Below are 12,550 nucleotides of genomic sequence, written 5' to 3' on the forward strand. Positions count from 1 at the left end.
CGTCGGCACAGGTACAGGTAGCGATACGGGTACGTACGTTCCGAAGCCGGGGGCCGCCCCCCTCCCCCGCATGATCGCGGCCCAGGCCGCACTCGAGACGAAGATGCTGCTGCGCAACGGCGAGCAGCTGCTCCTGACGGTCGTCATCCCCACCCTGCTGCTGGTCCTCTTCAGCTCGGTGGACATCGTCGACACGGGCGCCGGCGAGGCCGTCGACTTCCTCGCCCCGGGCATCCTCGCGCTCGCCGTGATGTCGACGGCGTTCACGGGGCAGGCGATCGCCACGGGCTTCGAACGCCGGTACGGCGTGCTGAAGCGGCTGGCCTCCTCGCCGCTGCCCCGCTGGGGCCTGATGACGGCGAAGACGGTCTCGGTGCTGGTCACCGAGGTCCTCCAGATCGTTCTGCTGACGGTGATCGCCTTCGCGCTGGGCTGGTCACCGCACGGAAACCCGGCGGCGGTCCTGCTTCTGCTGGTCCTCGGGACGGCCGCGTTCTCCGGGCTCGGCCTGCTGATGGCCGGCACGCTCAAGGCGGAGGCGACGCTCGCGGCCGCCAACCTCGTCTTCCTGCTGCTGCTCGTGGGCGGCGGGGTGATCGTGCCGCTGGAGAAGTTCCCGCCCGGGGCCCAGGACGTGCTCGGCCTGCTCCCCGTCTCGGCGCTCTCCGACGGACTGCGCGACGTGCTCCAGCACGGGGCCGCGATGCCCTGGGGCGACCTGGGGATCCTGGCCGTGTGGGCGGTGCTCGGACTGTCGGCGGCCGGACGCTGGTTCCGCTGGGAGTAGCCCGGGCGACGGGCGAGCGGGACCCTCGTGAAAGCGTGCACAAGCGGCCGCCTACGATAGGGCGCGTGCCAAAGCTGACCCGCGCCGACGCCGTAGCGGCCGTGCGCAACCCCCTCGCCTTCATCGCCGCACGCTGGACCCCCACCCCGAGAACGGTCCAACGGGCGGCCCTCGCCGCGCTCGTGATGGCGGTGCTCATCGTGGTCACCGGCGGTGCGGTGCGGCTCACCGGGTCCGGGCTCGGCTGCCCGACCTGGCCCAAGTGCACCGACGACTCGCTCACCGCCACCCGCGAGATGGGCCTGCACGGCGCCATCGAGTTCGGCAACCGCATGCTGACGTACGTGCTGTGCGCGGCGGTCGGCTGGGCGATCATCGCCGCGCGTGCCACGAAGCCGTACCGGCGTGACGTCACCCGCCTGGGCTGGGCGCAGTTCTGGATCGTGATGAGCAACGCGGTGCTCGGCGGCATCGTCGTCCTGGTCGGCCTCAACCCGTACACGGTCGCGGCCCACTTCGTGGCGACATCCGCCCTCATCGCGGTCGCCACGGTGATGTGGCAGCGCACCCGGGAGGGCGACTCGGCGCCGCGACCGCTGGTCGGCAAGGCGGTGCAGCAGCTGGTGTGGGTGCTGGTCGGCGCCTCGGTGCTGCTGATCCTGGTCGGCACGGTGGTCACCGGCGCGGGCCCGCACGCGGGTGACTCCAGTGAGGTCGAGCGGATGCCGGTCGACTGGGAGACCGTCACCAAGCTGCATGCCGTGCTGGCCTGGATCGTGGTCACGCTGACGTTCGCCCTGTGGTTCGTCCTCAAGGCGGTCGACGCCCCGAAGGGTCCCCTGAACCGCACCCGCGACCTGTTCCTGATCCTCCTCGCCCAGGGCGTCATCGGTTACGTCCAGTACTTCACGGACCTCCCGGAGATCCTGGTCGGCCTGCACATGTTCGGCTCGGCCGTGACGTGGATCGCGGTACTGCGTGTGCTGCTGGCCCTGCGGGAACGGTCGTTCGACGAGGCGGGGATCCCGGCCCCGGCGGCCGGGGCGACGGTCGGCACGCGCGCGTGAGTCAGCCGTACGTCGCCACCAAGGCGTCGATCGCCGGTCCCAGGTAGCCGCGGGTCAGCCCGGCTCTGCGCGCCACCCACCCGTCGGGCGGCGGCGCGGAGCCGTCGTAGCGGCGCCTGCGGATGTCCTCGACGACCTCGACAGGTGCCCCGAGGCCGGGGAGCAGGTCCAGGGCCTCCCGCTTGGAGATCAGCCGCCCGTCGCGCAGGGTGACGCCCGCGCGGGCGTACGTGATCGTCCCGAGGTCGACCCACACATCCCTGGTCCACAGCGAGGCGTTGTCGACCGCCGGCCGCCAGAACTCCCGCTGGTCGCGTACGACGAAGTCGGCGAGCTCCCGGTCCGGCACCGGCGGCAACAGGCCGGCGGGCGCCTTGCCGTGCAGCACTCGGCCGAAGGCGTGCAGCTCGCGCCGGGTCACCGGGGTCACCGTCCGTTTGAACAAGATCTCGTGCGCCCAGGTGAGGTGGCGTCGGTCGGCGTCGTCCGCCGTGTCCGGTGTCAGATACGTGCAGTGCAGCAGCGCGGCGAGCGGATCGGACCGCAGCCGGGCGTGGACCTTCGCCACCTGCCAGACGGTGCGGGGCGTGAGCGGGCCGTCCAGCACGGCGATCAGGTCCAGGTCACTGCGGCCCTCCTGGTAGTCGCCGCCGGCGAGGGAGCCGTGCGCCCAGACGGCGACGGGAGCCAGCGGTGCGAGCTCACCGAGGAAGCGATCGAGTAAGGCATCGGTCGGCATCCGCCCAGTCTGTACGGCTCACTCCACCCCGTACACCCGTCTGGCATTGCCCGCCGCCACCATTCCCGCCACCCGTTGCGCGTCTCCCAGGGACCACGAGCCCTCGGCGACCCAGCCGCCGAGCACCCGGGCGAGGGCCTCGCGGAACAGGCGCGCCCCGACCACGTGCAGCTCGGGCAGGCCCTGTGCCCCGCTGGAGAAGAGGATCTTGCCGAAGGGGGCGAGTTCCAGGATCTCGGCGAGGATCGTGGCCGCGCGGGCGCCCGTGCGGACGAGGGCGGCACCCGAGTCGGCGTAGACGTGCGAGAAGACGCCGGCCAGGTGGGCGGCGTGGCGGTGGTACGGATAGCCGTGCAGCAGGACCAGGTCGGTGCCGAGGCCGGCCGTGGCGCGGACGAAGTCCGTGAGCAGCACCGGGTCCGTGCGGTCGATGCGCAGGCCCGGCTCCCCCAGCCCCGCGTGCAGCTGCAGGGGCAGGCCCGAGGCCACCGCGATCCACAGCAGATGCCGTAGCAGGACCGGATCGCTCAGCTCGCCGCCGACCCTGCGCGCCGCCAGCCAGCGCCCCGCCGCGCCCCGTACCTCTCCCGGCCCGGGCGGCTCGGGCGCGAGCGCGAGGCCGTGCCGTACGCCTGCCACGGACGTGAAGGCCACCGCGTTCGCCGCCGCGCCGTGCACCGACTCGGCGAGGTTGGCGAGGAAGGACTCGACCGTGCCCGAGGTGTCGGCGACCTGTTCGGCGAGGAGTTCGAGCCGCACGATCTCGTGGGCCTCGGCGGACGCGGTGGACGCCATCTCCGGGGGACCGGTGAGATCGCCGGGCAGACCGGTGTCGATCAGGTACGTCGTGATGCCGCTGCCCCGCAGCAGGCGCCGGCCCGCCTCCAGTACGCCGAGCTCACGGCGCCGGGCCAGATAGCGGGCGGGAGCGCAGTGCGGTTCCAGGCCGAGTAACGGCGGGCACCAGCGGCGTACGGCGAAACCGGTCTGGGTGTCGAAGAGCGTGGTGCCGGGCGCCGGTGGGCCCTCGGTGCGGGCCAGCTGGGCCTCGAAGGTGCCGAGGCCCAGCTCCGTTCTCAGGACCCCGTGGCAGTACTGGTCCACGAGGGACGGCGTTTCGATCATCCGGGCTCCCCGTCAGGTGGACCGTGTGTTCCTCACAGGTCCTAACGGGTGAACCGGGCATCAGGTGTTGGTGTCACCCACCCCGTGCGAAACGCCGACAGGTCTCAGCCGTTGCTCGGGCCGCCGACCTGGATGCCCGCCATGCGGCTCCACTCGTACGGGCCGGTCTTCACCTTCGCCGCGAACTCGCCGTCGAACGCCTCGTGGACCGTGACGCCGGCCTGGCCGACCGCCTGCTCGGCGGTCTCGTAGGACGGTGCCACCAGGTCGCCCCAGCCGCCGTCCGCACCGACGAGCACGATGCGGGCGCCGCGCTGTCCGATGTACGCGACCTGGGCCTCGGCGCCACCGTGGGACTTCGCGAAGGCGTTGATCTGCTTGGCCAGCTTGGCCACTTTGTCTGCCATGGCCAGGATGCTACCCACGAGTAGGGCGAATGGCGACGGGCGGGGTCCGTGACCCCCGCCTCAGAGACCCCTACCGCAGGAAGGGGTCCACCGCCACGGCCACGAACAGCAGCGACACATAGGTGATCGACCAGTGGAACAGGCGCATCTCCTTCAGCTTCACGCCCGTCGCCTCGGCCTTCGCGCGGTTCTGGAGCGCGTGCGCCTCCCAGAGCCACCAGCCGCCCGCGGCCAGCGCGACCGCGGTGTAGAACCAGCCCGTGTAGCCCAGCGGCGTCAGCAGGAGGGACACCGCCACCATCACCCAGCTGTAGATGACGATCTGCTTGGCGACGACCTTGTTGGAGGCGATGACGGGGAGCATGGGCACGCCCACGCGCGCGTAGTCCTCCTTCACCTTCATGGACAGCGGCCAGTAGTGCGGCGGCGTCCAGAAGAAGATCACCAGGAAGAGGATGAGCGGCGCCCAGGTGAGGGAGTTCGTGACGGCCGTCCAGCCGATCAGCACCGGCATACAGCCCGCGATGCCGCCCCACACGATGTTCTGCGACGTGCGGCGCTTGAGGATCATCGTGTAGACGACGACGTAGAAGAGGAGCGCGCCGAGGGAGAGCCAGGCGCTCAGCCAGTTGACGGTGAGGCCGAACAGCAGCGTGGAGGCGATGGCCAGCGTGATGCCGAAGGCCAGGCACTCGCGTGGGCTGACCATGCCGGTGACCAGCGGGCGCTGCGAGGTGCGGTCCATGAGCGCGTCGATGTCGCGGTCGATGTACATGTTCAGCGCGTTGGCGCCGCCCGCGGACAAGTAGCCGCCGACGCAGGTGAGCAGCACCAGACCGAGGTCGGGTACACCCTGCTCGGCCAGGAACATCACCGGAACGGTGGTGATGAGCAGCAGCTCGATGATCCGTGGCTTGGTCAGCGCCACGAACGCCTTGACCCGGGCCCCGATCGGCCGCCGGCTCGGGCTCTGGCTCGTCCCGATAATCCCCGCTGGACGGGATTCAACGGCCGTCACGCACACCCCTGACAGAGACATCCCAGCAAGCCTCCCCGTGTGAAGTCCCGGTAAAGGCTCGCGCGTACCACGCCACTGTAGACGTTGCCCAGACCCGGACATTCGCGGGGGTGGGGTCGTGTTGGAGGAGGGCGTCCGACGGGCGCACGACGGCTCGATTGAGCACCCGGATGAGCGCCTGCGTATTCACTTGCCGAGTGCGGAACCACCTAGTCGGGAGGCACATCCCGGCGACTCCCGGCAGTCTGGAATGACTCGAAAAAACGCACGTACTTCCGGGGGTAGGCTCGACAACGGCCGGCCGACGCCGAGTACGCCGGCAGCCGGTGGGCGTATGTGCCCGTGACACCGGCAACCGACATGTGGAGAGGAGCCCTGACCCAGGGTGAGCACCAAGCCGACCACCACAGACCTCGAGTGGACCGAACTGGACCAGCGGGCCGTGGACACCGCCCGAGTCCTGGCCGCCGACGCCGTACAGAAGGTCGGTAACGGCCATCCGGGTACGGCGATGAGCCTGGCGCCTGCCGCCTACACCCTCTTCCAGAAGGTGATGCGGCATGACCCGGCGGACGCCGACTGGGTCGGACGCGACCGCTTCGTGCTGTCCGCCGGCCATTCGTCCCTGACCCTCTACACCCAGCTCTACCTGGCCGGTTTCGGCCTGGAGCTGGACGACCTGAAGGCGTTCAGGACGTGGGGTTCGAAGACCCCCGGCCACCCGGAGTACGGCCACACCACGGGCGTCGAGACGACGACCGGCCCGCTGGGCCAGGGTGTCGCCAACGCCGTCGGCATGGCGATGGCCGCCCGCTACGAGCGCGGTCTGTTCGACCCGGAGGCCGCCGAGGGCACCTCCCCGTTCGACCACTTCGTCTATGTCATCGCCGGTGACGGCTGCCTCCAGGAGGGCATCTCCGCCGAGGCGTCCTCGCTGGCCGGGCACCAGAAGCTCGGCAACCTGGTCCTGCTGTGGGACGACAACCACATCTCGATCGAGGGCGACACGGAGACGGCCGTCTCCGAGGACACCGCCAAGCGGTACGAGGCGTACGGCTGGCACGTGCAGCGCGTCGAGCCGCAGGACAACGGCGACCTCGACCCGGCCGCCATCTACGACGCCATCCAGCAGGCCAAGGCGGTCACCGACAAGCCGTCCTTCATCGCGATGCGCTCGATCATCGCCTGGCCGGCCCCGAACGCGCAGAACACCGAGGCCGCCCACGGCTCGGCGCTCGGCGACGACGAGGTCGCGGCCACCAAGCGCGTCCTCGGCTTCGACCCGGAGCAGTCCTTCGAGGTCGCGGGCGAGGTCATCGGCCACACCCGGGGTGCCCTGGAGCGCGGCCAGGCGGCCCGTGCCGTGTGGGAGAAGTCCTTCCAGCAGTGGCGGGACAACAACGCCGAGCGCGCCGCGGAGTTCGACCGCATCAGCAAGGGCGAGCTGCCCACCGGCTGGGAGGAGAAGCTTCCGGTCTTCGAGCCCGGCAAGGGCGTCGCGACGCGTGCCGCGTCCGGCAAGATCCTCCAGGCGCTGGGTGCGGTCGTCCCGGAGCTGTGGGGCGGTTCGGCCGACCTGGCCGGCTCGAACAACACGACGATCGACAAGACGTCGTCGTTCCTCCCGGCGGACAACCCGCTCCCGGAGGCAGACCCGTACGGCCGTACGATCCACTTCGGTATCCGCGAGCACTCCATGGCCGCGGAGATGAACGGCATCGCGCTGCACGGCAACACCCGCATCTACGGCGGCACGTTCCTCGTGTTCTCCGACTACATGCGCAATGCCGTACGCCTGTCGGCGCTGATGCACCTGCCGGTGACGTACGTGTGGACGCACGACTCCATCGGTCTGGGCGAGGACGGTCCGACGCACCAGCCGATCGAGCACCTGGCGTCGCTGCGCGCGATTCCGGGGCTGAACGTGGTCCGCCCGGCCGACGCCAACGAGACCGCGATCGCCTGGCGCGAGATCCTGTCGCGTTACACCAAGGAGTTCGGCAAGGGCGCCCCGCACGGCCTCGCGCTGACCCGTCAGGGTGTGCCGACCTACGAGACCAACGAGGACGCCGCGCGCGGCGGTTACGTGCTGTTCGAGGCCGACGGCGGCGAGCCGCAGGTCGTGCTGATCGCGACCGGTTCCGAGGTGCACGTCGCCGTCGGGGCGCGCGAGGAACTCCAGGCCGGCGGGGTGCCGACGCGGGTCGTGTCCATGCCGTGCGTGGAGTGGTTCGAGGAGCAGGACCAGGGGTACCGGGACAGCGTCCTGCCGCCGGCCGTCAAGGCGCGGGTCGCGGTGGAGGCCGGGATCGGTCTCACCTGGCACAAGTACGTCGGGGACGCGGGTCGCATCGTTTCCCTGGAGCACTTCGGTGCTTCGGCCGACGGCAAGGTCCTTTTCCGGGAGTACGGCTTCACTGCCGAGAACGTGGCTGCCGTCGCGCGGGCTGTGCTTGATTCGACTACGGGCCTCGCCGCGACCCAGCGCTGACGCTCATATACGAGACGTAGGAGTTTGATTTTCCATGACAGACGCACTGAAGCGCCTCTCCGAGGAGGGCGTCGCGATCTGGCTGGACGACCTGTCGCGCCAGCGCATCACGTCCGGCAATCTCGCCGAGCTGATCGACCAGCAGCACGTCGTGGGTGTCACGACCAACCCGTCGATCTTCCAGAAGGCGATCAGCGGCGGTGACGGCTACGAGCAGCAGGTCGCCGACCTCGCCGCCCGCAAGGTGACCGTCGAAGAGGCGATCCGCATGATCACCACGGCGGACGTCCGGGACGCCGCCGACATCCTGCGCCCGGTCTTCGACGCCACCGGCGGTCAGGACGGCCGGGTCTCCATCGAGGTCGACCCGCGGCTCGCGCACAACACCGGTGCGACCGTCGCCGAGGCCAAGCAGCTGGCCTGGCTGGTCGACCGTCCGAACACCCTGATCAAGATCCCGGCCACCAAGGCGGGCCTCCCGGCGATCACCGAGGTCATCGGCCTCGGCATCAGCGTCAACGTCACGCTGATCTTCTCGCTGGAGCGCTACCGCGAGGTCATGAACGCCTACCTCGCGGGCCTGGAGAAGGCCAAGGCCAAGGGCCTGGACCTGTCCAAGATCCAGTCGGTGGCGTCCTTCTTCGTGTCCCGTGTGGACACCGAGATCGACAAGCGGCTCGACGCGCTCGGCACCGACGAGGCCAAGGCCGCGCGCGGCAAGGCGGCCGTGGCCAACGCGCGGCTCGCCTACCAGGCGTACGAGGAGGTCTTCTCCTCCGACCGCTGGAGCGCGCTGGAGAACGCGGGCGCCAACAAGCAGCGTCCGCTGTGGGCGTCGACCGGCGTGAAGGACCCGGCGTACAAGCCGACCCTCTACGTCGACGACCTGGTCGCCCCGAACACGGTCAACACCATGCCCGAGGCCACCCTCCAGGCCACGGAGGAGAAGGGCGAGATCACCGGCAACTCCATCGCCGGCACCTACGAGCAGGCCCGTGCGGACCTGGACGCCGTCGAGCGCCTCGGCGTCTCGTACGACGACGTGGTGCAGCTGCTGGAGGACGAGGGCGTCGAGAAGTTCGAGGCGTCCTGGAACGACCTGCTCAAGTCGACCGAGGCAGAGCTGGAGCGCCTCGCCCCCTCGGAGGGCTGATCCCTTGTCACCCTTTACCGTCACGGAAGCGAACCCGCTTCGTGACGCCGCCGACCGACGGCTCCCGCGTATCGCGGGGCCGTCGGGCCTGGTGATTTTCGGCGTTACGGGCGATTTGTCACGTAAGAAGCTGATGCCGGCGGTTTATGACCTCGCCAACCGGGGTCTGCTGCCGCCGGGTTTCTCGCTGGTCGGCTTCGCCCGCCGCGAGTGGGCCAACGAGGACTTCGCTCAGGAGGTCCACGACGCGGTCAAGGAGCACGCCCGCACCCCCTTCCGTGAGGAGGTCTGGCAGCAGCTCATCCAGGGCATGCGCTTCGTGCAGGGCACCTTCGACGACGACGACGCCTTCGAGCGGCTGCGCGGCACCATCGAGGAGCTGGACAAGGCCCAGGGCACGGGCGGCAACTTCGCCTTCTACCTCTCGGTGCCGCCGAGCGCCTTCCCGGTGGTCATCCAGCAGCTGAAGAAGCACGGCCTGGCCGACCAGACGGGCGGCTCCTGGCGCCGCGCGGTCATCGAGAAGCCGTTCGGGCACAACCTGGAGTCGGCCGAGGAACTCAACAAGGTCGTCCACGAGGTCTTCGCCCCGGACCAGGTCTTCCGCATCGACCACTACCTGGGCAAGGAGACCGTCCAGAACATCCTGGCGCTGCGGTTCGCCAACACGATGTTCGAGCCGATCTGGAACCGGTCCTTCGTGGACCACGTGCAGATCACCATGGCCGAGGACATCGGCATCGGCGGCCGCGCCGGCTACTACGACGGCATCGGCGCCGCCCGTGACGTCATCCAGAACCACCTGCTCCAGCTGATGGCGCTGACCGCCATGGAGGAGCCCGCCTCCTTCGACGCGGACGCGCTGGCGGCGGAGAAGACCAAGGTGCTCGGTGCCGTACGGCTGCCGAAGGACCTCGGCCGGGACACGGTGTTCGCGCAGTACGCGGCCGGCTGGCAGGGCGGCGAGAAGGCCGTCGGGTACCTCCAGGAGGAGGGCATCGACGCCAAGTCGAAGACCGACACGTACGCCGCGATCAGGCTGGGGATCGACAACCGCCGCTGGGCGGGCGTCCCCTTCTACCTGCGCACCGGCAAGCGTCTCGGCCGCCGGGTCACCGAGATCGCGGTCGTCTTCCAGCGCGCCCCGCACTCCCCCTTCGACCACACGGCGACGGAGGAGCTCGGCAAGAACGCGATCGTCATCCGCGTCCAGCCGGACGAGGGCGTCACGGTCCGCTTCGGCTCGAAGGTGCCGGGCACGTCGATGGAGATCCGGGACGTGTCGATGGACTTCGCGTACGGCGAGTCCTTCACGGAGTCCTCGCCCGAGGCGTACGAGCGCCTGATCCTGGACGTCCTGCTCGGCGACTCCAACCTCTTCCCGCGCACCGAGGAGGTCGAGCTGTCCTGGAAGATCCTCGACCCGATCGAGGAGTACTGGGACCAGCACGGCAGGCCCGCCCAGTACCCGGCCGGTACCTGGGGCCCCGTCGAGGCGGACGAAATGCTCGAGCGAGACGGACGGAGCTGGCGCCGGCCATGAAGATAGACCTGACCGACACCACGGCCAGCAAGATCAACAAGGCGCTGGTGCAGGGCCGCCGGGCCATCGGCACGCCGGCCGTCGGCATGGTGCTCACGCTGGTCATCGTGACGGACGAGGAGAACGCCTACGACGCCCTGAAGGCCGCCAACGACGCCTCGCACGAGCACCCCTCGCGCACGCTCGTGGTCATCAAGCGCGTCTCGCGTTCGCCCCGCGACCGTACGCAGTCCCGGCTGGACGCCGAGGTGCGGGTGGGCGCCGACGCCGGCAGCGGCGAGACGGTGGTGCTGCGCCTGTACGGCGAGGTGTCCGACCACGCGCAGTCCGTCGTCCTCCCCCTGCTCCTGCCGGACGCCCCGGTGGTGGTCTGGTGGCCGGTGAACGCGCCGCTCGACCCGGCGAACGACCCGCTGGGCGCGCTGGCCCAGCGCCGGGTGACCGACACCTACGCCTCGGAGCAGCCGGTACGGGAGCTGTCGTCCCGCGCCGACGCCTACACGCCCGGCGACACCGACCTGTCCTGGACCCGGATCACGCCGTGGCGGTCGATGCTCGCGGCGGCTCTGGACCAGGTGGTCTGCGAGGTGAGGGCCGTCGAGGTGGAGGGCGAGGAGTTCAACCCGAGCTGTGAGCTGCTGGCGATGTGGCTCGCGGACCGGCTGGACGTCCCCGTCAAGCGGTCGCTGTCGTCGGGCCCCGGTCTGACGGCGGTGCGCATGGACACCGACTGCGGCCCGATCACGCTGGACCGTGCGGACGGCTCCCTGGCTACCCTCTCCATCCAGGGCCAGCCGGACCGCGGGGTGGCGTTGAAGCGGCGTGAGACGGCCGAGCTGATCGCGGAGGAACTGCGGCGGCTCGACCCGGACGACACGTACGCGTCGGCGCTGCGGTTCGGGGTGGAGCGGCTCAACTCCTCCGCCGCGTCGTCTTCGGCGGTTCGGAGTGCGGAGGCCGCCGAGGCCGCGGTGGCCAAGGCCGTGCAGGCCGTCGCCCTGGCCGAGGCCGCTGTGGCCAGGGCCGAGGAGCCGCCTGCCGAGGAGGCCGCGGCCGAGAAGCCGCCTGTCGGGGAGGCGCCTGTCGGGGAGGCGAGGGCCCAGAAGCCGCCTGTCGCGGAGGCCGGGGAGGGATCACCGGCCAAAGGAGCAGCGGTCGCGACGCCCGCCGAAATCGCTGCGAAAGCTGCCGCGAAGGAAGCGAAGGCGCAGGAACCGGTGACGAAGGCGGCGGCGAAGTGAGTACTCCGCAGTTGGTCGTGCACCACGACAAGGAGCTGATGGCGCAGGCCGCGGCGGCCCGGCTGATCACGAAGATCGTGGACGCCCAGGCCTCCCGGGGCTCGGCATCCGTGGTCCTCACCGGCGGCCGCAACGGCAACGGCCTGCTGGCCGCGCTCGCGGCCGCCCCCGCGAGGGACGCGATCGACTGGGGCCGCCTGGACCTCTGGTGGGGCGACGAACGCTTCCTCCCCGAGGGCGATCCCGAGCGCAACGTCACGCAGGCGCGTGAAGCCCTGCTGGACGCGGTGCCGCTGGATCCGAAGCGGGTGCATGCCATGCCCGCGTCGGACGGGCCGTTCGGGGCGGACGTGGAGGCGGCGGCCGCCTCGTACGCGGAGGAACTGTCGAGGGCGGCGGGCCCGGAGAACCACGGCGCGGTGCCCACCTTCGACGTCCTGATGCTGGGCGTGGGTCCCGACACTCACGTGGCCTCGCTGTTCCCGGAGCTTCCCGCGGTACGGGAGACGGACCGCTCCGTCGTCGGCGTCCATGGCGCGCCGAAGCCTCCGCCCACCCGTGTGACCCTCACGCTCCCCGCGATCCGGGCGGCGCGGGAGGTGTGGCTGCTGGCGGCCGGCGAGGACAAGGCGCGGGCGGCGGCGATCGCCCTCTCGGGCGCGGGTGAGATCCAGGCGCCGGCGGCCGGGGCGTACGGGCGTTCCAGGACCCTGTGGTTGCTGGACTCCGCGGCGGCGTCGCAGCTGCCGCGGTCGCTGTATCCGCCGGCGTCGCCCTGAGCGGGCGGGGCGGCGGGGGGTTGTTCCCGCCCCCGCCGCCCCTACCCGTCCCATCCTCCTGGGGCTCCGCCCCAGACCCCGCTCCTCAAACGCCGGAGGGGCTGGATACACGCACCCGACGTCCGAGCCAAGCCCCACCCACCCGCAGGGGGCTCAGCCCTCACGGACCCGGACCGGGATCGTCAGCCCGCCCGAAATCC

11 protein-coding genes are annotated in these 12,550 nt (G+C 70.7%); 7 read left to right on the plus strand and 4 right to left on the minus strand.

Annotated elements, in window-relative coordinates; genetic code table 11:
- Positions 1 to 70 precede the first annotated feature (70 nt).
- Both ACFU95_RS08755 and ACFU95_RS08760 read left to right on the plus strand, forming a co-directional pair.
- Positions 71 to 787, plus strand: a complete 717-nt coding sequence (locus tag ACFU95_RS08755; RefSeq protein WP_383823781.1) for an ABC transporter permease — start codon at positions 71 to 73, stop codon at positions 785 to 787.
- A gap of 74 nt (positions 788 to 861) precedes the next feature.
- Entirely contained in the window at positions 862 to 1,854 is a 993-nt protein-coding gene (locus tag ACFU95_RS08760) for a heme A synthase (RefSeq protein ID WP_383824335.1), read from the plus strand.
- A 1-nt stretch (position 1,855) separates the two neighbouring features.
- Here ACFU95_RS08760 and ACFU95_RS08765 read toward each other — a convergent pair whose 3' ends face one another.
- The 4 genes from ACFU95_RS08765 to ACFU95_RS08780 all read right to left on the minus strand — a co-directional run bounded on the left by ACFU95_RS08765 (position 1,856) and on the right by ACFU95_RS08780 (position 5,164).
- Positions 1,856 to 2,593: a nucleotidyltransferase domain-containing protein gene (locus ACFU95_RS08765; protein ID WP_383823784.1), complete on the minus strand. Its 738-nt coding sequence runs from the start codon at positions 2,591 to 2,593 to the stop codon at positions 1,856 to 1,858.
- 18 nt (positions 2,594 to 2,611) lie between these two features.
- Positions 2,612 to 3,718 carry an amidohydrolase family protein gene (locus tag ACFU95_RS08770; protein ID WP_383823787.1) on the minus strand — a complete coding sequence of 369 codons (1,107 nt, stop codon included), beginning with the start codon at positions 3,716 to 3,718 and terminating at the stop codon, positions 2,612 to 2,614.
- A 104-nt stretch (positions 3,719 to 3,822) separates the two neighbouring features.
- Positions 3,823 to 4,125 (minus strand): hypothetical protein, encoded by a 303-nt coding sequence (locus ACFU95_RS08775; protein ID WP_383823790.1) that lies wholly within the window; start codon positions 4,123 to 4,125, stop codon positions 3,823 to 3,825.
- A gap of 70 nt (positions 4,126 to 4,195) precedes the next feature.
- Positions 4,196 to 5,164: a heme o synthase gene (locus ACFU95_RS08780; protein ID WP_383823793.1), complete on the minus strand. Its 969-nt coding sequence runs from the start codon at positions 5,162 to 5,164 to the stop codon at positions 4,196 to 4,198.
- Positions 5,165 to 5,528: 364 nt separating this feature from the next.
- On the opposite strand from ACFU95_RS08780, the gene tkt reads away from it, so the two are divergent.
- The 5 genes from tkt to pgl are packed head-to-tail and all read left to right on the plus strand — an operon-like array spanning position 5,529 to position 12,350.
- Positions 5,529 to 7,634, plus strand: a complete 2,106-nt coding sequence (gene tkt / locus ACFU95_RS08785; RefSeq protein WP_383823795.1) for a transketolase — start codon at positions 5,529 to 5,531, stop codon at positions 7,632 to 7,634.
- A 34-nt stretch (positions 7,635 to 7,668) separates the two neighbouring features.
- Positions 7,669 to 8,787 (plus strand): transaldolase, encoded by a 1,119-nt coding sequence (tal, locus tag ACFU95_RS08790; protein WP_383823799.1) that lies wholly within the window; start codon positions 7,669 to 7,671, stop codon positions 8,785 to 8,787.
- A gap of 4 nt (positions 8,788 to 8,791) precedes the next feature.
- Complete coding sequence (zwf, locus tag ACFU95_RS08795) at positions 8,792 to 10,330, plus strand: glucose-6-phosphate dehydrogenase (protein WP_383823802.1); 1,539 nt, start codon at positions 8,792 to 8,794, stop codon at positions 10,328 to 10,330.
- Positions 10,327 to 11,571, plus strand: a complete 1,245-nt coding sequence (opcA, locus tag ACFU95_RS08800; RefSeq protein WP_383823805.1) for a glucose-6-phosphate dehydrogenase assembly protein OpcA — start codon at positions 10,327 to 10,329, stop codon at positions 11,569 to 11,571. The genes zwf and opcA overlap by 4 nt, the downstream gene beginning before the upstream one ends.
- Complete coding sequence (gene pgl, locus ACFU95_RS08805; RefSeq protein ID WP_383823808.1) at positions 11,568 to 12,350, plus strand: 6-phosphogluconolactonase; 783 nt, start codon at positions 11,568 to 11,570, stop codon at positions 12,348 to 12,350. Before opcA ends, pgl begins: the two co-directional genes overlap by 4 nt.
- The last annotated feature ends 200 nt before the right edge of the window (positions 12,351 to 12,550 follow it).

The organism is Streptomyces sp. NPDC057623 (assembly GCF_042800355.1).
In the GTDB taxonomy this organism is placed as follows: Bacteria; Actinomycetota; Actinomycetes; order Streptomycetales; family Streptomycetaceae; genus Streptomyces.

Coding starts and splice junctions, on each gene's coding strand:
- ACFU95_RS08780 (WP_383823793.1), bottom strand. CDS start 5,164: ATGTCTCTGTCAGGGGTGTGCGTGACGGCCGTTGAATCCCGTCCAGCG.
- opcA (WP_383823805.1), top strand. CDS start 10,327: ATGAAGATAGACCTGACCGACACCACGGCCAGCAAGATCAACAAGGCG.
- ACFU95_RS08765 (WP_383823784.1), bottom strand. CDS start 2,593: ATGCCGACCGATGCCTTACTCGATCGCTTCCTCGGTGAGCTCGCACCG.
- tal (WP_383823799.1), top strand. CDS start 7,669: ATGACAGACGCACTGAAGCGCCTCTCCGAGGAGGGCGTCGCGATCTGG.
- ACFU95_RS08755 (WP_383823781.1), top strand. CDS start 71: ATGATCGCGGCCCAGGCCGCACTCGAGACGAAGATGCTGCTGCGCAAC.
- ACFU95_RS08775 (WP_383823790.1), bottom strand. CDS start 4,125: ATGGCAGACAAAGTGGCCAAGCTGGCCAAGCAGATCAACGCCTTCGCG.
- ACFU95_RS08770 (WP_383823787.1), bottom strand. CDS start 3,718: ATGATCGAAACGCCGTCCCTCGTGGACCAGTACTGCCACGGGGTCCTG.